Raw genomic sequence first — 20,501 nt, 5'->3', positions numbered from 1 at the left:
CGAAGATCCGGTCGGGGTCGACGCCGAACGACACCGAATGGGGGATGGCCATCTCCAGGCCATCGACCAGCAGGTGGTAGCCCCCGGCGACCGGGTCGAGTTCGACGTCGGACCACGTCCACGAGCGGCGGCTCGACGGGTCGTTCGGCGCGAAGTCGCCGGCCGAGGCGGGCAGCGGGAACAACCGCGACTCGAGCGAGCTGGGCGCCGCTCCCCGCTCGAAGATCACGGTGAGGTCCTGCGTTCCCGTGGCGAAGGTCACGAACTCGTCCGGGACCGTCGAGTTGACCGCGAGGGGGGGCAGCTCGATCTCCTGGGTGTCGTTGCTCTCCTCGCAGCCGCCGAGGGCGAGCGCGAGCAGGAGCGCGACCGGGATCGGGGTGGGGAAGCGGTGTGGACGGCGCACGGGAAGACCTCCGGGGGAACGTGGGCCCGTCGGGTCAACATCGCGCGCGAGGGGAGGTTCCAGCAAGTCCGGGGCGGATCACGGCCGGCCGCGCGTGGCGTCCACGGCCGGCCGTGCGCGGCGTCCCCGCCGCATCGGAGGGTCCCGGGGCAGCCGAAGCGCCGATCCTGTGCTAGGTTCTGCGTTCGGGCCGGGGCGCGCCGCCACGCCGTGGTCCACCCCACGAGATCCGTCCGGCGGCGTTGCGAGGTCACTGTGGAAGCACCCGTCGCCCAGACGTTGTCCAAGAACATCTGGGAACTGCAGCAGCTCATCGAATCGGGCCAGGCGAAGTCCCGAGCGCGGCAGATGCTCCTGCGTGCCTATGCCCAGCAGGTCGACCATCTGGAGGACGAGCTCGGGATCGACCCCGAGGACCGGGCCTTCATCCTCCCGCGCGACGACACGCGCGACGGTATCCTGCTGATCCACGGCGCCACGGGCAGCCCTCGCGACCTCCGCGATCTCGCCGAGTTCCTCCATGCGGGTGGCTTCAGCGTCTATTGCATGCGGTTGCCCGGTCATGGGACCGAAGATGCGAACGCCGGAGAAATGCGTTGGGAAAGCGCGCTCTACGATGTCGAGGCGCGCTACCAGCAGCTCAGTGACTGCTGCAGGAACGTCTCGATCGTGGGCTACAGCTTCGGTGCGACCCTGGCCCTGCAGCTCGATCTGAAGCCGCGTCCGACCTCGATGGTGCTGCTGGCCCCGGCCCTGTTCCCGAAGCTGGGCTGGTTCAAGCGCATGCTGCTGTCGTTGGGTCTGAACCGCTTCGAATCGGTCCGTCGCGCTCTCGGCTGGCAGGCCGAGCTGCTCGACGCCATGGCCGCCGCCCGGCGGCAGAAGTGGTGGTACGGCACGCCCATCCACGGGGCCATGTGCAAGGACGACCCGCGGATCGACACGCGCAGCATGACCTTCCTGCGCGCGCGGCTCACCCACCACCGCACCGTCCTGCAGGAACTCGACACCGGCGGTCACGACTTCCACCGCGGCGAACGCTCCGGCGACGTGCAGCGCGGGGTGCTGGAGTTCCTGCGCGAGAACCGGCAACCGCGGGAGCACGGCGGGCCCCCACGGCGCTGAGGCTCAGTCCTCCTCGATCTCCGGCAGGTCGAACGCGAAGTCCGGATCGACGCGGCGCACCGCGCCCGCACGCGCGACGAGGGTTTCCAGGGTCTCTTCGGTCGGATCCGTCTTCCAGGCCGAATAGGCGTCGAGGAAGCGGTCGTAGACTTCGCTCGTGTCGCCCTCGAGCGGATCGTTCATGAGATGGAACAACTGTCCGTCGCCCAACCGCGCGGTCAGGTGGAAGTACGAGGTGCGCAGGCGCCCCAGAACGCGGGCGTAGTCGCCGAAGTGGCCGGACAGCTTCTGCATGGCGACTTCGGTTCCGGTGCTGCGGCGGCGCAGTCGGCGCAGGCTCGACGAGGCGATGCCGTAATACGTCTCGCCGCGGCCGATGAACTCGCGCGGTTCGCGCTCGAGGTGCGGCGTGTGCGGCCGCGGGCGGTCCACGCGTTGGAACAGTCCGATCTCGAGCAGCAGTCGGTCGGCGTTGGTGCGGTAGGCGCGGTAGCGGAAACGCTCGTCACCGGCCCGCGCCTCGCGTGACAGGTCGAGGTCCGAGGCGTAGGAGTAGCGCAGGACCTCTTCGTGGTGGGCCGACGACAGGAAGCGGCCGAGCAGGCCGACCAGGTAGACGTTCACGTCCTCGTCGAAGCCCTGCTCGTTGCTGGGGAATCCGGCCTCGCCACGCGCACCGAGCAGGCAGCGGAGCAGGAACTCACTGGTCGACGTCGTCCCGGGCGTTCCCGGGGTGTCCACGGTGTCTTCGAAGTCGTAGTAGCGGTCGGTGGGCAGCATGTTCCCCTCCTCCGGCGCCCCGGCGCGGTGCGATGCCGGCCCGGGCAGATCGACGTTCGAGGGGGACTCGGGCACTTCGCGTGCCAACCCGGGGACCCGAGTCCCCGTGGCGCTCGACCCGCATCGGCCCTCCAGGGGCTTGTACGCCGGGGCTGCGGCCGGGATCCGCCCGACCAGGGAATCGTGCCGCGCGGCGTATTCGCTCACCGGGCCCGGCGAACGAGGCCGCCGCAGGGGACTCGCGGCCCCCGTGGCACAGGCTTTGCCACCTTCGGGCACGGTTCGACACGTCCCGCCCGGGGACGTGCCGTCGACGCATCCGGAATCGTGGGAGAATGCCGTGGCCGCGCAGCGCATCGTCCTCACCTCGCCCTGGCGACTCGGTCTCTTCGTCTTCCTGCTCGTGGTGGGCACGGGATTCGGATTGATCTACGCCTACATCGAACTCTTCGGCTGGAAGGTCGACCTCCAGGACGCCGAGACCGTGCGCTACGCGTACATGGTGCTGGGCGGGGTCGCCGTGCTCGGTCTGCTGGGCTACATCTCGGTGGTGAGCTCGGCGCGGCCGCTCGATCGCGTCGTGCGCGGTAGCAAGGCCCGCGACCAGGCGATCAAGCGCCTGGGCAAGATCTCCGACCCGCGTGACGTCGATCTCGAGGATTTCGACGACGAGCCTGCCATCATGAAGGTGCTCGAGCGCTGGGCCGACGACGCCGAGACCGCCAGCAGCGCCCAGCTCGCGGTCGCGGCCCAACGCGAAGCCGTGTCGGCGCTCGTGACGTCGATGAGGAGCGCCGACGGCGCCGACGTCGATCTCGATCCCGAGTACGACGACCCGGACCTGAGCGCGCTGGTCGACGCCATCAACGAACACGCCCGCGGCGCCCGTGCCGTGGCCGAGGACGAGGCCGCGTGGTCGGCCCCGCAGACGCCGGTACCCGACGAGACCGCGGACGCTGCGCAGGGTCCCGACCGCGTGCGGCTGGAGCAGGCCGTGTCGGGTCTGAGCCACGCCGAGGTGGAGCTGCGGACCTTCGTGCAGTCGGTGGCCGAGCAGGCCGAACGCGTGGCCCGGACCGCCCATCGCATGGCGGCGAACGACTCCAGTGGTGCCGTGGCCAGCGGTGTCGTGGGCGCCGTGTCCACCGCGCGGCAGAACGCCGAGCGGGTCGGCGAACTGCGGCGTTCGCTCGAGGTGCTGGCCGAGGAATCGAACAAGCTCGCCATCACCATGGCCCTGCAGATCAGCCGTCTGGGCGAGCCCGCGGCCGAGATGCTGGACACCGCCGAGGACGTGCGCAGCCTGTCCACGAAGTATCAACGGATCGCCAGCGATCTACGGATGTGCGAGAGCGAGCAGGCGAGTACACTGTCGCAGCTGCAGGAGTCCGCGGGACCGGGCAGCGCCGTCGATTCGTCGTCGGCCCGGTCCCTCGTGCAGGAGTCCATGGTCCTCGACCAGAACGCCGAGGCGCTGCGCGAGGTCCTGGGACAGCTGCAGCAACCGCTGGCGGCGCTGCGTGATCTCACCGGGATCGAGGCGCCCTCGGCTCCCGCTCCGGCGGTCGCCGCCTCGCAACCGGCCCCTGCCTTCGAGACTCCGGTCGCGAGCGCACCGGATCCCGCCCCCGAGGAGCGGATCTACGAACTCGCCGAACTCGGCGGCCGTGAGGTCGACGCCGACGCCGCGGACCACGAAGTCCGCGACCTCTCGGAGTTCGGCGCGATCGAACTCTAGCCCGGCCGCGCCGCTTCGCGCGGCCGGCCCACCGGCGAGGTATCGATGACTCGCGGCTCGTCGTCGCAGGTCGGATTGTTCTCGACCCAGATCTCCGAGCAGATCGTACGTCTGCGTGCGCTGTCGCAGGGCCAGGACGGTCCGAGCGAGGCGCATCAGGTCGACCTGCGTCGTGCCGTCATGGCGACGCGCCTCCTGGCCGGCAGCGCCCGGATCCTGCAGCTCGAGGTGTTGCAGCAGTTCCTCGACGAGCTGCTCGAATGGCTGCAGCGCATGGAACGCTCGCGGCAGGCTCTGAACACCACGCAGGCGTTGATCCTCGAGAGCGTGGTCGAGCTCGAGGAATCGCTGATGCTGCACCTCGACGAGATCGGCCAGGAGAGCGGTGCCGACCTGAGCCCCTTCCAGAGCCAGGTCGACGAGCTGCTCACGCTGATCCGTCACAACACGCAGACGATCGACGGCGGCGCAGACGCGGCGGCTCTCGAGGACGAGCCGGTCGAGGACACGCGCGTCGTTCCCGAAACGCCGTCCGGTGTCGAGTCGCTGACCGCGCTCGTGGCCGGCTTCGAGAGCGAGATCGAAGCGGCGGGCACGGCCGAGGCCCTCGAGGAGATCGACGACCGCCTGGCTCCGATCGTGGCGCGGTTGAAGGATCTTCGCCTGCGCCTGCGGACCCGGCACGACGGCTTGCTGCCCGGGCTCGAACCCGGTCCCTTCGCCGACGGTCTGGTGCCGATCGCCGACCCGGCGTCCGATCCCGTGTTCGGCGCTGCGGTCGCCCGTTTGCGCGAGGGCGTGGAGGCGTCCGGCCGGTCGGTGCACGTCGAGGCCTTCGGCGATTCCGCAGCGATCGCGCCCGGTCTGTGCCCGTCCGTGGCCACCATCCTCGATCACCTCGCCCGCGACGTGGTCGCCGCGGTCGAGGCCGCCGGAGACGACCAGGCCCCCGGGATGCTTCGCGTGAGTCTGGCCCTGCGGATCGAGGACGGACGCGCGCGGGTCGAGATCGCCGACGACGGACCCCGCGTCCAGAACGCGGGCATGGTGGGCGATCCCGATCGCCTGTCGGTGCTCGCGGGTCTGCGGAGCGCGCGGGTCCTGTTGGAACAGGTCCAGGGGATCATCCGCGTCGAGCCCGGCGACGATGCGCACACGCGCTTCGACCTGAGTCTTCCCGTGGATCCCGATCGCCCGCACTACCGTGTGCTCGAGCTCGAGGACACTTCGGTGGCCGTTCCCGCGTCGCTGGTCGAGCAGACCGTCGAGGCCGGGGGGCTCTTGTACGAGGCGGACGAGAGCGGCGAGTCGGTCGAACTGCGGGGCCGCAGCGTCCCGCTGGCCGATCTGGCGCAGTTCGTCGAGGCGGTGGTCCCGGCGCGCGGGCCGAGCCCCCGGATCGCGGTCATCGGATCGGTCGAGAAACGCGTGGGGATCGGGTGCGAGGCGGCCCGCGGCCTGGTCGAGACCGACGAGCTGCTCGATCCGCCCTCGGGCTGGAACGGTGTCGCCTACGGGGCCATCGACACGGGCGAGACCGTCGCCCCCGTGCTCGACGTGAAGCGGCTGCTCACGCTGCGCTTCCGTCCCGGCGACCTCCTCGATCTGCCCGGTGCCCTCGCCGATCCGCACCTCGACTCCTTCGTTCCCGCCGAGGCCCCACGGAGACCCTTGCCCGAAGAGGTCGACTTCGAACCCGAGGCCGTGGTCCACGAACCGGCGTCCGGATCGGCCACCGAGCCGATGCCAGAAACGATGCCCGATGCGCGTCCGGTCACCGCGGCCGGACCCGCGCCGGAGCCACACGCCGAACCGCCGCTGGAATCGCCCTCCGAGCCGCCGCGCCCGCGCCGCTTCGAGTCGGCCCTGCTCGTCAACCAGTCCGAGTTCCGTCGGCGTGACCTCGCGCGGACGCTCGAGGCCTTGGGTCTGCAGGTTCTGGTCGCCGAGGACCTGCCCACCGCGTCGCGGCACGTCGAGCGCGGACACGTCGACCTGCTCGTGACCGATCTGCGCCTGGGCCAGGACGGAGGCGAGAGCTTCCACACCCTGCGGGGGCGCTATCCCGACCTGACCATCGTGCTCACCAGCTCGGTGTCGGCGCAGTACTCCGGCGAGCTGGCCCGGAAGACCGGAGCGCACCGCTGCTGGCTCGACCCCTACCGCAAGTCGGACATCGAGGGTCTGTTGCGGGAGCTGACCGCCTGATCCTGTCCCGCGATGGCGCGTCGGATCGCGACGGGTCGGCGGTGGCGCGGGAACGGCGATCCGTCCACGATGGCGCGTTGCAACTCCTCTCGCGCACCTTGCTGCACCGCGACGCGGTCACTCGTCCGACGGAAGACCGGCGCGGGCCTCAAGTCCCTGTCCGGCTGCGATTTACGGGTGCGGGTGCCGCGTCGTGGCGTTGGCACACCCGTTGCTGAACTGCGGGTCGCACCTTTGGTTGCCACACCAGGATTTCTCGAGGGGAATCAGCATGACCACCACGAAGTTCGGTGCCGACTACGGCAAGATCTACATCGGCGCCGAGGACAGCGCCTCGCCCGTGATGACCTCCACCGAGGCCGCCGACTACCTCAAGATGCACGTCAAGACCGTCTGCCGCCTGGCGAAGGAAGGCAAGATCCCCGCGAAGAAGGTCGGGAGCGAATGGCGTTTCCTGAAGGCGGTGCTCGACAAGTGGCTGACGAAGGAACTCGTCTGATCCGCTCGAGAGTCCCGGTTCCCTTCGGGAGCCCCATGCCCCGCTCCGTGCACACATTCGCGTGACCGCGGTGACGGCCGGTGACCACGCCGGCCGTTCCGCTTCGCGTCCAGGGACGGGCCCGACCATGCAGTTGCGCGCCACATTCGAGAGCGTCCGCACCGACGATCCCCGCCTCTTCGTGGTGAAGGTCGCCGGTCATCTCGGCACCCGCGAACGGCGGGCGGTCGAGGATCTCGTCGAACGTTGCCGCTCCACGGGCAAGGACCGGGTCGTCTTCGACTTCGGGTCGATCGAGAGCCTGGGCGGCTCGGTGGCGAAGGTCCTCGGGAGCTTCGCCCGGGACATGGAAGCGCAGGGACATCCTCCCTGGTTCGTGGGTGCATCGCCGGTCGTGCAGTCGTTCCTGACCGCACGCTTCACCGGGACCACGCCCCGCTTCGCCGACGACCTCGAGACCGCGCGGGCCTCGCTGGACGACGAGCCCACGCTGACCATCGCTCCGTCGATGACGGACGAACCGGACCAGGCCAGCGCCTCGAAGGCGTGGAAGGCGGATCCGGCACCCGTGGCGCCCGTCGAGGACGCCGACGCGGTGTCGCGAGCCGTGGAGACCCTCAGCGCCGAGGAACTGCTGGCCGAAGCGGACGGATCCGACTCCGGTGCGTCGCCCGGCGACGCCGCGGACGAGGACCGTCCCGTGACGCAGCGCGACGCGGGAGCGAGCGGGGACCAGGACCCTGCTCGCCTCCCGCCCGCGCTCGACGACGGCGTCACGCGCCGGCATTCCTACCTGACCCTGGCCGACGCCCAGCCCATGCTGCAGGAGCTTGGCGATCTGCGTGCGGTCAAACCGGTCCTGGAAGGGCTCCTCCACGGGGCCGACCTCGCCGAAACCGTCCACCTGTTCGTCCTCGAGGGCGACCGACTGGCCCGCGTGCCCAACGACCCCGACGACGATCCGCTGGCCCTGCCGGCCAGCGGCGAGGTCTGCAACGTCCTGCAGCGCCGCGCCGGACCCGTCGATCTGATCGACGTGGTCGAGTCGGACCTGGGCGAGGACGAGAGCGACGTCCTCACCCGTTTGAACTGTCAGGTGGTCGTTCCCGTGTTCGTCGATGATCGCATGGAGGGCGTGTTCTTCGTGCGCAAGAGCCAGGCGGGCGAGGAGTACGTGAGCAGCGAGGAGCTCGCGCTCGACCTGTTGGCCCGGCAGGTGGGCCAGGACCTCGACATCGGTCGCCGACGTCAGCGCGGCGAGCCCGGCCCCGAGGAGAAGAAACTGCGTGCCCAGTTGCGTCGGCAGCGCAGCGTGATGCAACTCGGCCGCGAACTGCACCGGATCGACGACGAGGAGCGTCTGATCTCGCGATTGATGATCTCGCTGATCGGCGAGATGGGAGTGGCGAGTGCGATCTACCTGGTCGTCCGCGACGATCGCCTCGTTCCCGAACACTGTTACGGCATCGACGCCGACGAGATCGGCCCGTTGCCGGTGGTCGCCCCCGAACGGGTGGCCGCACTCGATCACGTCCTGCGGCCCGAGAGCGCCGATCCGGACGAGTGGGGCGCATCGGTGGTGCAGCTCGACCGGCTGGGTGTGGACGTGATCATTCCCTTGCGCGGAAACGAGCACACCTCCGGTCTGCTGGCCCTGGCCGCGCGGCGGGCGAAGGGCAGCGGGAACTTCGACCCCGAGTACCTGCAGGCCCTGATCCACCAGGCCGGCGTGGCGGCCGAGAACGTGCGCAGTGTGCGTGCCCTCGAGGACCAGGCCCTGCACGTGGCGCGCACCCTGGTCACGCTGAACGAGAAGCGCATCGGCGCGAGCGAGACCGCGAGCACCGACCTCGTGGTCCACTACGTGGCCCGCGTCGCCGAGCGCATGAACTACGACCGCGAGCACCGCCTCGACCTGCTCTACGGTGCCGTCCTACGCGATGTCGGCATGATCGAGATCAGCGACCTGGTGCTGAAGAGCCCGCGCAACCTCACGCCCGAGGAATGGAAGCTGGTCCAGCGCCACCCGATCGCCGGCGCCGAGATCCTGCGTGGTACCGGATTCTCCGACGTGACCTGCGACGTGGTCCTGCACCACCACGAGCGATTCAACGGTGAGGGCTACCCGCATCGTCTGCGAGGGACCGCCGTGCCCCAGGGTGCGCGGATCGTGAGCGTGGTCGAGAGCTACGTCGCCATGATCCGCGACACGCCCTACCGCGCGGCGCTGAGTCCCGACGAGGCCGTCGCCGTGCTCGAAGAGAACTGGGAGATGCGCTACGACCCGGTGGTCATCGAGGTCTTCGTCGAGATCCTGCGCGACGACCCCACCCCGGGCCTCGACGACGCCGACGTCGACGACCTGCTGAGGACGACGGCGACGGTCTGACCCGGATCCGCGGCCGCGGCTTCAGTCCTCGCGCGCTGCCGCGCGCGGCTTCGGCGTGCGGGACTTCTTCGACTCGGGCTCCTGCACACCCTCGGTGGTGGCCGCCCCGTACACGCGCTCGAGTTCGTTCCGCAACTGCTCCAGCTTCAAGCGGCGCTTCAGTCGGCCCTCTTCGGCCACGCTGATCTGCCGGCTCTCTTCGCTGACCACGATCACGAAGGCGTCGCTCTCCTCGGTGATCCCGAGCGCCGCGCGGTGGCGTGTGCCCAGCGTGTAGGCCAGGTTCTCGTTGCGACTCAACGGCAAGATACAACCCGCCGCGCGGATCCGGTCGCCGCGGATGATCACCGCGCCGTCGTGCAGCGGCGTGGGAGGCGTGAAGATCGTCTCGAGCAGCTCGGCCGAGACATCCGCGTTGATCTCCTTGCCCGTGTCGATGTGGTTCTTGAGGCCCGTCTGACGCTCCAGGACCAGGATCGCTCCGAGACCCGCGCGGTTCAGCCGGTTCACCGCACTGACCAGCTCGTCGATCACCGCCGGTTGCTGCGGTTTGACGAAGAAGCGGAAGTAGCGTGTCTTGCCCAGGTAACTGAGTGCCCCGCGCAGCTCGGGCTGGAAGAGGATCACCACCGCGATCAACCACACCGTCTGCAGACTCACGATGATCTGGTTGAGCAGGAGCAGTCCGAGTGACTGCGCCACCAGCGAGAACGCGAAGAGGATCGCCAGGCCGGCGAACATCTCGGTCGCCCGGGTCCCGCGGATGACGATGTAGAGACGATAGAACAGGAAGGCGACGACCAGGATGTCGATGACGTCGAGCAGGTAGGTGCTGCGCAGGAATTCGTACAGTTCACCCACGGCGGTCCTCGCGGCCGTTGGGGTCGTCGTCTCCGGAGGCGGCCTCGTCGAAGGGGGACTCGGACCGCAGCGCGGGCGCCAGGTGCCCGCCCCGCGCCTCGGCGATCCGGGCGCGCACTTCGAGGAACTGCCGCGTGGCGAACACGTCGTGCACCCGAAGGACCGCGCGCGGCAGGCGCGTGATGTCGGCGATCGCGGCCAGACTTCCGCCCAGACGCTCGTCCACGGGTGCGGTCCTGATCCGATCGATGAATCGTTTGCGGCTGGCCCCCACGAGCACAGGGTAGCCCAGCTCCGCGAACCGGTCGAGGGCGGCGAGCAGCGCGAGATTGTGCTCGAGGGTCTTGCCGAAGCCGATCCCCGGATCGACCCAGATCCGTTCGCGGTCCACCCCGGCCGCGATCGCGCGGTGTGCCTGATCGCGCAGGAAGTCCAGCACCTCGCCGACCACGTCGTCGTAGTGCGGCTCCTGCTGCATCGTCCGTGGCGTGCCCTGCATGTGCATGATGCAGGCCCCCACTCCGGCGCCGGCGATCGTCTCGATCATGCCCGGCTCGCGCAGCCCGTTCACGTCGTTCACCAGCACGGCTCCGGCCTCGAGCGCGGCCTCGGCCACCGCCGGCTTGCGGGTGTCGATGCTGATCGGGGTGTCGGTCTCGCCCGCGAGCACGCGGATCACCGGCAGCACCCGGTCGAGCTCCTCGTCGTCGCCGACCGGATCGGAGCCGGGCCGGGTGGACTCGCCGCCGACGTCGAGCACGTCGGCCCCGTCGCGGACCAGTTGCAGGGCGTGCTCGACGGCCTTGTCCCACCGACGGTGCTGCCCGCCGTCGCTGAAGCTGTCGGGGGTGACGTTGACGATCCCCATGACGAGGGGGCGGGCGGGCCAGGTGTCCGGGCGCAGAAGGTCCATGGGGATCAGAATAGTGTGGCTCGGAGATTGTGCACTCGGCCGTGGCGCCCCTGGACGTCCCGGAACCGGGACATCGAGTGTCACCGCGGGGTGACGAAGTCGGTGACGGAGCGTGAAAACGGGGGCCCTTCGGACCCCCGCTCGCGGTGTGCACAATCTTCGAGGCACATCAGAAGGAAAACACGGTGCGGACCTCGAAGCGGTGGGCGCGACCGCTCCCGTCGAGTTCGATCTCCCGATCCCCGCTGGTCGTCGACAGCGTCTCCTGCTCGAAGTCGATCAGCGAGAACTGGTAGCCGAAGTCCACGGCCCAGCGCCGGTGCAGGTGGATCTCGACGCCGCCGCCGAGGCCGGTGTGGCCGCCGGAGAGCGCGCGATCCTCGATTCCGTCGCCGGTGAAGCCGAGCACCGAGAAGCCCAGCGCGGCCTCGAGGTAGGGCGCGACCCGGGCGCGCGGAGCCAGTGGCGCGCGGGCGGCCAGGGCCAGCTGTCCGAAGATCGACTCGACGTCGGGATTGGCCGTCTCGACCTCGCCGCCGCCGGCGCGCAGTTCCAGGGCGAACTCGTTCGACCACGACCAGCCGACGGCCAGGCTCCCGCCGTTGGCGGTCTCACCGAGGTCGATGTCCAGGTCGGCGAAGCGATCGGCGACCTCGTCGTCGAGATCGAACCCGAAGCCGCCGAGTCCGAGGGTGACGTAGGGCCCGGGCCGGGCGCTGCCGGGGCGCTCGGTCGGCTCGGTGAAGGCGTGCTCGACCGGGGCGGTCTGCGCGGCGGCCGCGGCGGGGAGCAGGATCAGCAGCAGCGTGGGAACGATCACTCGGGTGTTCATGGCGGCGTCTCCGGAAGGATGGAGCGGCCGGGCCCACCGCGGACCCGGCCCTACGATCGGGTGGAAATCAACCGGCGGCCAGGATCGCGGACTCGTCGAGGTCGTCGTCGCAGAACTCGAACTCGATGGTGACGGTGGTGCCGTCCTCGGTGATCTCGAGCGTGCCGGTGCCGCAGCCGTCGGGGCCGGCCTCGAGGTGACCGACCACGGTCACGCCCGGCTCGGTGGCGGTGAAGTCGAGCAGGCGGGAGCCGTCGGGCAGTTCTTCGGCCGCGAACTCCACGCGCTGCTGCTGGTCGTTCTCGATCCAGCCCTCGAGGCGGGTCTCGTCGACGTTGCTGGACAGCTCGAAGTCCAGGCTCTCGTCGCGGCCGTCGTGCGAGCCGGAGAGCGTGCGCCCGTCGGCCGACTCGACGCCGGACAACTCGTTGCTCTCGACGAAGCCGTCGAGGTAGGTGACCTGTTCGGCGAGCGTGAACTCGGTCTCGTCGGCGTTGGTCGAGCCCTGCACGGCGCGCTGCACGGGATCGCTGCCGGCCGGGTACACCGTGGTGAACTCGAAGCCGCGCGTGGCGGGATCGTACGAGCCGTCGGTCTCGGTGCCGTCGCGCTCGAGCGCTTCGAGCGTGACCACGCCCTGGGCGTCCTCGGTGATGGTGACGGAGTCCTCGGTGTCGTCGGCGTAGACCAGCGCGCGGCTCAGCTGACCACCGCCGTCGCAGCTCCAGCTCGCGCGGTCGGTCCAGCGCTTCAGCGCGCGGTCCTGCCGGAAGAAGCTGTCGCGCTCGAGCGTGCCGCCGCAGGGCTCCTCGCCCTCGGCCACGGGAACCTCGGGCACCAGCGACTCGACCACGCGCGGGCTGTCGCCGTCGTGGGCGGTGCCGGACAGGCGCGTCACGCGCTCCACGCGCACGAAGCGGTCGTCGCCCTCGTCGGCGAGCAGCCCGACGTCGACGGTGAGCGTGCTGACGATGTCGACCAGGCGCGGGTGCTCCGGACGCGGTTCGAAGGTGCTGACGATGTCGACCACGGCGTCGTCCTGCAGACCGCCCTGGTCCTGCAGGTCGATCGTGCGGCTCAACGACTGGCCGCCGACGAAGGAGATCGTGCTCTGCAGGAAGAGCCACACGTCGTCGGACTCGTCCACGGGGTCGGCTCCGACGTCGACCAGGATCTCGTCGTCGATCGCCGCGAGCAGCAGATTGCCGTCGGGCCAGGTCGTGCTGCGGGTCACGCGCACGACGTCCTCGGTGTCGCCCTCGTAGATCCGGACCACGGTGACCGAACCGTCGGCGTTCTCCTCGGTGAACTCGACGATCAGGTCGCCGGGCGCGCGGCGGGCGAGCGTGTCCATCGCGGGGATGCGTTGCGTGGCGGCCTTCGCGCGCTGGGCGCGGACCAGGGTCGCGCCGGCGCTCAGGTCGCGCGCGCCGGTGTCGGGGATCTCGAAGCCCTCGCCGAGCTCCATGTCGAGGCCGCTGGTCTCGTCGGCCAGGCCCACGGCGAAGCCGCCGGTCAGGTCGTCGACGGTGTCGGCGGTCTGCATCATCGCCTCGGCCCGGAGGACCTCGTCGGTCCGGGTCGCGGCGGTGGTGCGGGCCTCGGACGAGACCTCGGAGTCCTGGGGCTCGGTCAGGTCGTTGGTGCAGCCGGTCAGGGCCACGGCACTGATCACGGCGAGAGTCCACAGCAGGTGCTTCATGGTTTCGTCTCCGGTGCGGGGTGCGAGGAACCGGGGACGGGTCCCCCGGGCGCTGTCCGGAGAGCCATCAAGGGTGGGGCCAGCCGGGGAGGGTCCGCCGTGTGCGGCCGTAACTCGTTTCACGGATTCGACTTGGGAAGTCCGCTGCGGACGGCCGGACGCGCGCGACCGGTGTGCCGATCCGTCACGGTGTGACGGTCGGGGTGTGCGGATCCGGTGGGGGATCGTGTGGCGGAACCCACTCGGCGCGGTCGTCGGAGACGTCGTCGTTCGCGCTGCGCGGCACGTCAGCGGCTCTCTGCGACGTCGTCCACGCGTCGCCCGCGCTCGTAGCGGATGAAGGACCGGGTCCACTCGCGGAGCCACGCGGGGTCGGTGGGGCCCGGCTGCAGGGAGTCGGGCCAGCTCGCGAGGATCGTCAGGTGGAATGCGTCCGTGATACCGACGCTGGCCACGCGGAGGTCGGGGGTGAGGCGGAAGAAGGCGTCGGAGCTCGAGTCGGGGTGGGGCCGAGGGCCGACGGACAGGGTCAGGGCGACGCGCCCGTCGTCACCGCGAACGATCTTCGGCGAGTGTGCGGCCAGGCGCATCGTCTCGAACTGGTTCATCATCGCGGGCGGGTAGTTGCAGAGGATCAGACGGGTCGGCGCGTCGTCGGTGGGTATGGTGCCGGGCGTCCGTTCGTCGTGGGGAGGGGCGCCGCCGGAGAGCCCCTCGAGGTCCAGCACGATCGCCGTCGCCCCTTCGTGCGCATCGCAGTTCACGGTGCCGGTCAGGAAGAGTTCGTCGCGCCCGTCGTCGTCGAGATCGCCCGCCACGAAGTCGCGGACGTGCCCGGGGTGTTCGTACTGACCGAGACGCGTCCCCTCCCGGTCGACGACGGTGATCGCCATCGGGAACCACTTGCCGTGGTTGATGCGCAGGGCGAGTTCGGGCGTGCCGTCGCCGTCCATGTCGGCCGGGGTCATGCCGGCGACGTTGAAGTAGGCATCATCGACGATCGAATCGCCGAACGCAGCGCGCAGTTGGGACACGTCTGGGCCGACCTCCCACTGGATCTCACCGCTCCTCCGGTCGAGCGCGAGGAGACGGCCGCCGTCGGCGGCGTCGCTGCCGAGTCCCACCAGCAAGAGGTCGTCGGTCCATGGAGACAGTCGGTAGAAGCTGACCCGCGAATCGTACTCCCGTGTCCAAGCGGCCAGGCCCAGGAAGGGGACCTCGGCGCGGATCTCGCGTCCGCGGGGCATGTAGTTCGGCACCAGGTGCGACTTCGTCGTCTCGAAGCCGACGAACACCGCCACCAGGAGGGCTCCGACCGCGAGGGGTGCGTGCCGGCGCCGGTACCAGGGCGCGCGCGCGGGTGCGGACGGTGCGTCCTCTGTATCCGTGGGCGGCGGCAACACGTCCTGCAACGACGCCCCGAGCGCTTCGACCAGCAGGATCAGCGTCTTCTCCTGCACGCGAGGACGACGGCCACTCTCGAGGTCGTGCACGGTGCGGTAGGTCAGCCCGGCGGACGCGGCCAGCTCGGCCTTGGTCAGGCCTTCGCGCAGGCGCAACTGGGTGAGACGTTGCGCCACGCGGCCGTCGGAGACGTCGACGTTCGCGCTGCGCGGCATGTCAGCGGCTCTCCGCGGCGTCGTCCACGCGTCGACCGCGTTCGTAGCGGATGTAGGTCCGGGTCCATTCGCGGAGCCACGCGGGGTCGGTGGGGCCCGGCTGCAGGGAGTCGGGCCAGCTGGACAGGATCGTGTGTCGGAAGGCGTCCTCGATGTCCACGCGGACCACGCGGAGGTCGGGGGTGAGGCGGAAGAACACGTCGGTGCCGGTGCCGGGTCTCGCATGGGAGCCGACGCGCAAGGTCAGGGAGGCGCGCCCGTCCGTGCCGCGAACGATCCGTGGCGAGTGCGCTCCGAGGCGCTTCGCCCTGTCGAACTGGTTCATGATCGCGGGTGGGTAGTTGCGCAGGATCAGGCGCGCGGGCGCACCGTCGGTCTCGATGACGGCAGGCGTGCGGTCGGCGTGGGAGGGAACGCCGCCGGACAATCCCTCGAGATCGAGCAGGACCGCCGCCGCGCCCTCGTGTGCATCGCAGTTCATGGATCCCGTGAGGAAGATCTCGTCGCGGCCGTCGTCGTCGACGTCGCCCGCGGTGAAGTGCAGGAGATGGCCGGGGTGCTCGTACTGACCGAGGACGGTGCCTTGGTCGTCGATGACGACGATGGCCGTGGGGAACCACATGTCCTGGTGGATGCGCAGGACCACTTCCGACGTCCCATCCCCGTCGAGATCGGCCGCGACCATGTCGCCCACGCTGAAGTAGGCGTCGTCCACGATCGAGTCGCCGTAGGCCGCGCGCAGCTCCGACATCTCGGGGAAGACTTCCCACCGCATCTCTCCCGTGCGGCGGTCGAGGGCCCGGAGACGGCTTCCGTCCTCCGCGCGGCTGCCGAAACCGGCGAGCCAGAGATCGTCGGTCCACGGCGACGGTTCGAGGAAGATGATGCGTGAGTCGTACTCGCGGGACCATGCGGCGAGGCCGAGGCCGGGGACCTCGGCGCGGATCACGGTGTCGAGCGGAGTGTACACCGGCACCAGGTGCGACTTCGTGGTCTCGAAACCGAAGACGATCGCGAGGAGGATGGCACCGAGGACCAGGGGGGCGTGCCGGGTGCGTCGGCGGCGATACCAGGGCGTGGCGGTGGGCGTGGGGGACGCGTCGTCCGCCTCCGTCGGGGGTGGTGGAAGAAGATCCTGCAACGACGCCCCGAGGACTTCGGCCAGCAGGATCAGCGTCTTCTCCTGCGCGCGTGGACGACGGCCGCTCTCGAGGTCGTGCACCGTGCGGTACGTCACGCCCGCCGCCTCGGCGAGTTCGGTCTTGGTCAGACCGCGGGCCTGCCGGAGCTCGGCCAGGCGCCCTGCGGTGTATCCGTCGGAGATGTCGAGGTTCTGACGTCGGGCCATGTCACGGATTCCCTCGCGGGCGGGCGCGAAGGGAGTCGCGCCGGCCGGCCTCGACCGGGCACACGCTGACGTCCACGGTCCGCGAGGAACCGCCGGAGCGGCGCGGGTCGGCGAGCGGGCATGGACGCACGCCACTGCAGATGTCGACGTTCATCGAACGCGGCATCGGGAGCCAGCAGGGCCAGTCTGTCGACCGACGGGGACCGGGGTCCAGCAGATGCGGAACTGCTTCGGTCGGCTTCGGGTGGTTGGGAGCCATCCGCAGGGAACACTGAGAGGATAGCCGATCGGAGCGTCGCGTGGAAGGCTCTGTGCAGTGGGTAGAGCGCGGCCGGCGGCTCCGTGCCCCACAGGCTCCCGAACGTGGGGTGCGGTGGCCGCCGGCCTTCTCGAGGAGAACCCTACGCATTCTCCTGCACGGGATCAGCGGAAACGAACTGAAACGGGGTCCGTTTCCAGGCGTTTCCGGCCTGGGTCACCTCGGGATTCCGGCCTGGAAGAGACAGAACGGCGCCCCTAGGCGCCGTCTTGGCCAATTCCGAGGGCCCGGATCCGCTTGTGCAGATGTGTGCGCTCCAGCCCCAGATCACGGGCCGCGTGGGTGACGTTTCCGTCGTGGCGGGCGAGCGCGGCCTCGATCAGCTCGCGTTCGAACCGTTCCTTGGCCTGCTTCAGCGGAAGTCCGGTGTAGTCGGTGTCCACTTCCGCCGCGGACGTGCTCGGCGTGGCTTCGTTCAGTTCGAAGGGTAGTGCATCGACACCAATCGTCCCCCCGGCGTGCAGCACGACCAGCCGCTCGACCACGTTGCGCAGCTCGCGGATGTTGCCGGGCCACGCGTGGCGCGCGAGTCGGGCCATCGCCGGCTCGGTGATCCGCGGCGGGGTGACGTCGTAGCGTGAGGACTCCTCGTGGAGGAAGTGTCCGACCAGCTCCTCGACATCGCCTGGACGCTCGCGCAGCGCAGGAACGTGCAACGGAATGACGTTCAGACGGAAGTACAGGTCTTCACGAAAGCGCCCCTGCTGTACGAGGTCCTCGAGGTGCTGGTGCGTGGCGGCGACCACGCGGACGTCGACCGATCGCGTCGTCGTCGAGCCGACGGGTTCGAACTCCCCTTCCTGCAGCACACGCAGCACCTTCACCTGTGCGCGCGGACTCATGTCGCCGATCTCGTCGAGCAACAGTGTGCCGCCGTCGGCGGCGGCGAAGCGGCCCTCGCGGTCGGCGTCGGCACCCGTGTAGGCACCCTTCACGGCACCGAAGAGTTCGCCTTCGATCAGCTCCTCGGGGATCGCCGCGCAGTTCACCTTCACGAAGGGCTTGCCGGCGCGTGCGCTGCGGTCGTGCAGACGCTTGGCCACGAGTTCCTTGCCCGTGCCGCTCTCACCGCGCAACAGGACGCGCGCGTCGGTCCGCGCCACGCGGTCGATCTGTTCGCGCAGTCGCTGCATGACCTCGCTGCGGCCGATCATGTCGTCGGCCGATGCATCGGACGCGGCGTCAGCGGTGCGGCACGCGTTGCGGGCGAGGGTCAGGATGCGCTCGCGCGAGAAGGGTTTCTCGACGAAGTCGAAGGCGCCGAGTCGCGTGGCCTCGACGGCGCGTTCGATCGTGGCGTGGCCGCTGATCATCACCACCGGAAGGTCGGGATGATCGACGCGCAGACGGCGCAGCGTTTCGATGCCGTCGATGCCGGGCAGCATGACGTCGAGGAACACGGCGTCGACGGCGCGCTCGCCCAGCGACGCCAGCGCGTCCTCCCCCGTGGCCGCGTCGAAGACCTCGAAGCCGGCGCCGCCGAGGATCATGCCCAGCGAGCGTCGGATGTTCTGTTCGTCGTCGACCACGAGCAGGCGCGGCTTGGTGGTCATCGCGGATCCTCCGGGTCGTCGTCGGCTGTTCCGTCCCCACGCTGGGGATGTTCCGCGCCGGAAGTCGGGACTTCCGCAGCGGAAGCGCGGACGTCCGGTGCAGAAGCATCGACTTCCACCGCGGAAGTGGGGACTGCTGCCGCGGAAGCATGGATTGCCGCTGCCGAAGCCTGGCCCGACGGCAGCACTACCGTGAACCGTGCCCCGCCGAGCCTGCCCTCGTCCACCTCGATCGATCCGTCGTGGGCGAGCACGATCCCCTTCACCAGCGCCAGACCCAGCCCGAGCCCGCCGGCCTTGCCCGTGCGGTACGGCTCGAACACCTGCGCGCGCTCGGCTGCGGGAATGCCGGGGCCGTCGTCCTCGAACACCAGGGCCACCCCCTCGGCGTGCGGTGCCGACGCCAACCGCAGCGACGTCGCCCCGGCCTCGCGCGCGTTCGACGCCAGGTTCATGAGGATCTGCCGCAGGCGGTCCTCGTCCCCGTGCACGGCGGGAAGTTCGTCGGAGAGATCGAAGTCCACGCGCAGGTCGCGTTGCAGCGCGCCGATGTCGTGCAGCAGGCGGTTGGGATCGAAGGCACGACGATCGAGTTCCACCGGCCGCGCGAAGTCGCGGAAGCGGCCGACGACGCTACGCAGCGATTCCACTTCTTCGATCACGATGCGGCTGCACTCGTCGAGCAGGGCGCGGTACTCGGTGTCGTCGCCGGGGTAGCGCTCGCGCATCTCCTCGACCGTCAACTGGATCGGCGTGAGCGGGTTCTTGACCTCGTGCGCCAGCGCGCGGGCCATCTCGCGCCAGCCGGCCATGGTCTCCAGATCGACCAGCCGTCGCGACTGGGCGTCGAGCGAGGCGACCATCGAATCGAAGCCGCGGCCGAGGCGTGCGAGTTCGTCGTCGCCGTCGAACGCGGTCCGCACCGACCAGTCGCCGGTGGCCACGCGATCGGTGGCGGCGACCAGACGTTCGACACGTCGCGTGAAGCCGCGTGCCAACCACCACGCGGCGCCGACGGCGACCACCAACGCGATCGCGACGATCACTACGAAGGGTACGAGGAAGGCGCGTTCGATCGACGACCGTTCGGCGCGCAGCAGCCGCAGCATCTGCAACGACTCGCTGGTGCGCAGGGCGTCGGCGCGCCACTGCGGATCGACGGGTGCGGTGAGGCGAAGCCGGGTGCCCCCCACGTCGACCCGTTCACGCAGCACGACCGGAGGAGCACCGCGTTCGCGGGTCTCCGGAACTTCGCCGAGCCGGCCCTCCACGAGCACCGGTCCGTCGACGACCTCCACGCGCACGGCCGGATCGGAGAACGACGGGTCGACCGCGACGGGGTCACCGGCCTCGGCCAAGGCGGCCGTCCATCGCGATCCCAGTGCACCCAGTGCATCGCGCTGCACCTGCAACGCCGCGCGTGTCTGCCGCACGCCGGCCTCGAGCGCCTGGTCGATCTCGTCGCGCAGCGCGATGTCGACGGTGCGCTGCAACAGATCGTGGGTGACCCACGCCGCGGGCAACGCCGGCAGCAACGTGAGCACGGCGAAGAGCAGGACCAACCGAGCGCGCAGACTCACGGTGCACGCTCCGGCAGCGATGCGGGACGAAACGGAGGACTGGTCCACACCGGCGCGTCGTCGTCGGTGCCGCCGCGGCCGACGAGGCGGCCCACCAGGCCGCCCAGATCGAAGGCGAGTTCGCGCCGGTCTCCGCGTTCGCTCTCGCTCACGTACTCCGACACGCGTTCGCGTTCCTCGGGACCGAAGGGCTCCACCCGGACCTGCACGTGCAGACGGTACCGGCCGTCGAGGTCCACGCGTTCCCACGGCAACAGCCGCAGACCGGCGAAGTGCGACCACGCCGAGTCGGCGGCGTCGATCGAACGGAAGGCACGCTCGGACGCTCCCTGCCGCACGCGCGCGATGCCTTCCCACAGATCGAACTCGAGCACGCGTTCGACCACGCGGCGCACGGCGACCTCGTCGCGCGCATCGCGCAGTTCCAGGCGCAGGCGGCAGTGACCGGGCAGGCCGCTCTCGACGGTGCTGCGCGTGCGCGGATCGAGCAGGTCGGCCGTGTGCACGTCGACGTACAGCCAGCCGTCGGCGCGGTAGGGTTCGACCTCGACCACGCGGCCGGCCGTGACGGGCGTGGCCGCGAGCAGCCACACCGTCAGGGCGAGGGCGGTGCGCAGGGTCGGCCGCAC

At 70.1% G+C, this 20,501-nt stretch carries 16 protein-coding genes; 5 read left to right on the top strand and 11 right to left on the bottom strand.

Features of this window, described 5'->3' with window-relative positions; genetic code table 11:
- The coding region (locus VKA86_16825; protein ID HKK72869.1) for a hypothetical protein at positions 1-406 on the bottom strand (406 nt) is incomplete at its 3' end.
- A gap of 255 nt (positions 407-661) precedes the next feature.
- On the opposite strand from VKA86_16825, the gene VKA86_16820 reads away from it, so the two are divergent.
- The gene (locus VKA86_16820; GenBank protein ID HKK72868.1) at positions 662-1,531 is read left to right on the top strand and encodes an alpha/beta fold hydrolase; all 870 of its coding nucleotides are present in this window, start codon (positions 662-664) and stop codon (positions 1,529-1,531) included.
- Between the two features lie 3 nt (positions 1,532-1,534).
- Here VKA86_16820 and VKA86_16815 read toward each other — a convergent pair whose 3' ends face one another.
- Positions 1,535-2,311, bottom strand: coding sequence for a hypothetical protein (locus VKA86_16815; GenBank protein ID HKK72867.1), 777 nt, complete (start codon positions 2,309-2,311; stop codon positions 1,535-1,537).
- Between the two features lie 340 nt (positions 2,312-2,651).
- Between VKA86_16815 and VKA86_16810 the strand changes: the two genes are divergently transcribed.
- From VKA86_16810 to VKA86_16795, 4 genes are all read left to right on the top strand, one after another.
- Positions 2,652-4,049, top strand: coding sequence for a hypothetical protein (locus VKA86_16810; protein HKK72866.1), 1,398 nt, complete (start codon positions 2,652-2,654; stop codon positions 4,047-4,049).
- A gap of 45 nt (positions 4,050-4,094) precedes the next feature.
- A complete protein-coding gene (locus VKA86_16805; GenBank protein HKK72865.1) occupies positions 4,095-6,257 on the top strand; it encodes a chemotaxis protein CheW in 2,163 nt (720 codons plus the stop codon).
- Positions 6,258-6,528: 271 nt separating this feature from the next.
- A complete protein-coding gene (locus VKA86_16800; GenBank protein HKK72864.1) occupies positions 6,529-6,756 on the top strand; it encodes a helix-turn-helix domain-containing protein in 228 nt (75 codons plus the stop codon).
- A 127-nt stretch (positions 6,757-6,883) separates the two neighbouring features.
- Entirely contained in the window at positions 6,884-9,145 is a 2,262-nt protein-coding gene (locus tag VKA86_16795) for an HD domain-containing phosphohydrolase (protein ID HKK72863.1), read from the top strand.
- A gap of 21 nt (positions 9,146-9,166) precedes the next feature.
- Here the strand turns inward: VKA86_16795 and cdaA are convergent, their stop codons facing one another.
- The 9 genes from cdaA to VKA86_16750 all read right to left on the bottom strand — a co-directional run bounded on the left by cdaA (position 9,167) and on the right by VKA86_16750 (position 20,501).
- Entirely contained in the window at positions 9,167-10,006 is an 840-nt protein-coding gene (cdaA, locus tag VKA86_16790) for a diadenylate cyclase CdaA (protein ID HKK72862.1), read from the bottom strand.
- Positions 9,999-10,919 carry a dihydropteroate synthase gene (folP, locus tag VKA86_16785; protein HKK72861.1) on the bottom strand — a complete coding sequence of 307 codons (921 nt, stop codon included), beginning with the start codon at positions 10,917-10,919 and terminating at the stop codon, positions 9,999-10,001. The genes cdaA and folP overlap by 8 nt, the downstream gene beginning before the upstream one ends.
- A 169-nt stretch (positions 10,920-11,088) precedes the next feature.
- Positions 11,089-11,751, bottom strand: coding sequence for an outer membrane beta-barrel protein (locus tag VKA86_16780; GenBank protein ID HKK72860.1), 663 nt, complete (start codon positions 11,749-11,751; stop codon positions 11,089-11,091).
- A 67-nt stretch (positions 11,752-11,818) separates the two neighbouring features.
- Entirely contained in the window at positions 11,819-13,453 is a 1,635-nt protein-coding gene (locus tag VKA86_16775) for a hypothetical protein (protein ID HKK72859.1), read from the bottom strand.
- 287 nt (positions 13,454-13,740) lie between these two features.
- On the bottom strand, positions 13,741-15,072 hold the full coding sequence (locus VKA86_16770) for a helix-turn-helix transcriptional regulator (protein ID HKK72858.1): 1,332 nt from the start codon (positions 15,070-15,072) through the stop codon (positions 13,741-13,743).
- Position 15,073: 1 nt separating this feature from the next.
- Entirely contained in the window at positions 15,074-16,420 is a 1,347-nt protein-coding gene (locus VKA86_16765) for a helix-turn-helix transcriptional regulator (protein ID HKK72857.1), read from the bottom strand.
- A 516-nt stretch (positions 16,421-16,936) separates the two neighbouring features.
- Positions 16,937-18,292, bottom strand: coding sequence for a sigma-54 dependent transcriptional regulator (locus VKA86_16760; protein HKK72856.1), 1,356 nt, complete (start codon positions 18,290-18,292; stop codon positions 16,937-16,939).
- Positions 18,289-19,872: a HAMP domain-containing sensor histidine kinase gene (locus VKA86_16755; GenBank protein ID HKK72855.1), complete on the bottom strand. Its 1,584-nt coding sequence runs from the start codon at positions 19,870-19,872 to the stop codon at positions 18,289-18,291. Before VKA86_16755 ends, VKA86_16760 begins: the two co-directional genes overlap by 4 nt.
- Positions 19,869-20,501 (bottom strand): hypothetical protein, encoded by a 633-nt coding sequence (locus tag VKA86_16750; GenBank protein ID HKK72854.1) that lies wholly within the window; start codon positions 20,499-20,501, stop codon positions 19,869-19,871. The genes VKA86_16755 and VKA86_16750 overlap by 4 nt, the downstream gene beginning before the upstream one ends.

It is taken from the genome of Candidatus Krumholzibacteriia bacterium (assembly GCA_035268685.1).
GTDB lineage: Bacteria > Krumholzibacteriota > Krumholzibacteriia > JAJRXK01 > JAJRXK01 > JAJRXK01.
This window is presented reverse-complemented; position numbering and strand designations above follow the sequence as displayed.

Coding starts and splice junctions, on each gene's coding strand:
- VKA86_16815 (HKK72867.1), bottom strand. CDS start 2,311: ATGCTGCCCACCGACCGCTACTACGACTTCGAAGACACCGTGGACACC.
- VKA86_16805 (HKK72865.1), top strand. CDS start 4,095: ATGACTCGCGGCTCGTCGTCGCAGGTCGGATTGTTCTCGACCCAGATC.
- VKA86_16800 (HKK72864.1), top strand. CDS start 6,529: ATGACCACCACGAAGTTCGGTGCCGACTACGGCAAGATCTACATCGGC.
- VKA86_16795 (HKK72863.1), top strand. CDS start 6,884: ATGCAGTTGCGCGCCACATTCGAGAGCGTCCGCACCGACGATCCCCGC.
- folP (HKK72861.1), bottom strand. CDS start 10,919: ATGGACCTTCTGCGCCCGGACACCTGGCCCGCCCGCCCCCTCGTCATG.
- VKA86_16780 (HKK72860.1), bottom strand. CDS start 11,751: ATGAACACCCGAGTGATCGTTCCCACGCTGCTGCTGATCCTGCTCCCC.
- VKA86_16775 (HKK72859.1), bottom strand. CDS start 13,453: ATGAAGCACCTGCTGTGGACTCTCGCCGTGATCAGTGCCGTGGCCCTG.
- VKA86_16770 (HKK72858.1), bottom strand. CDS start 15,072: ATGCCGCGCAGCGCGAACGTCGACGTCTCCGACGGCCGCGTGGCGCAA.
- VKA86_16765 (HKK72857.1), bottom strand. CDS start 16,420: ATGGCCCGACGTCAGAACCTCGACATCTCCGACGGATACACCGCAGGG.
- VKA86_16760 (HKK72856.1), bottom strand. CDS start 18,292: ATGACCACCAAGCCGCGCCTGCTCGTGGTCGACGACGAACAGAACATC.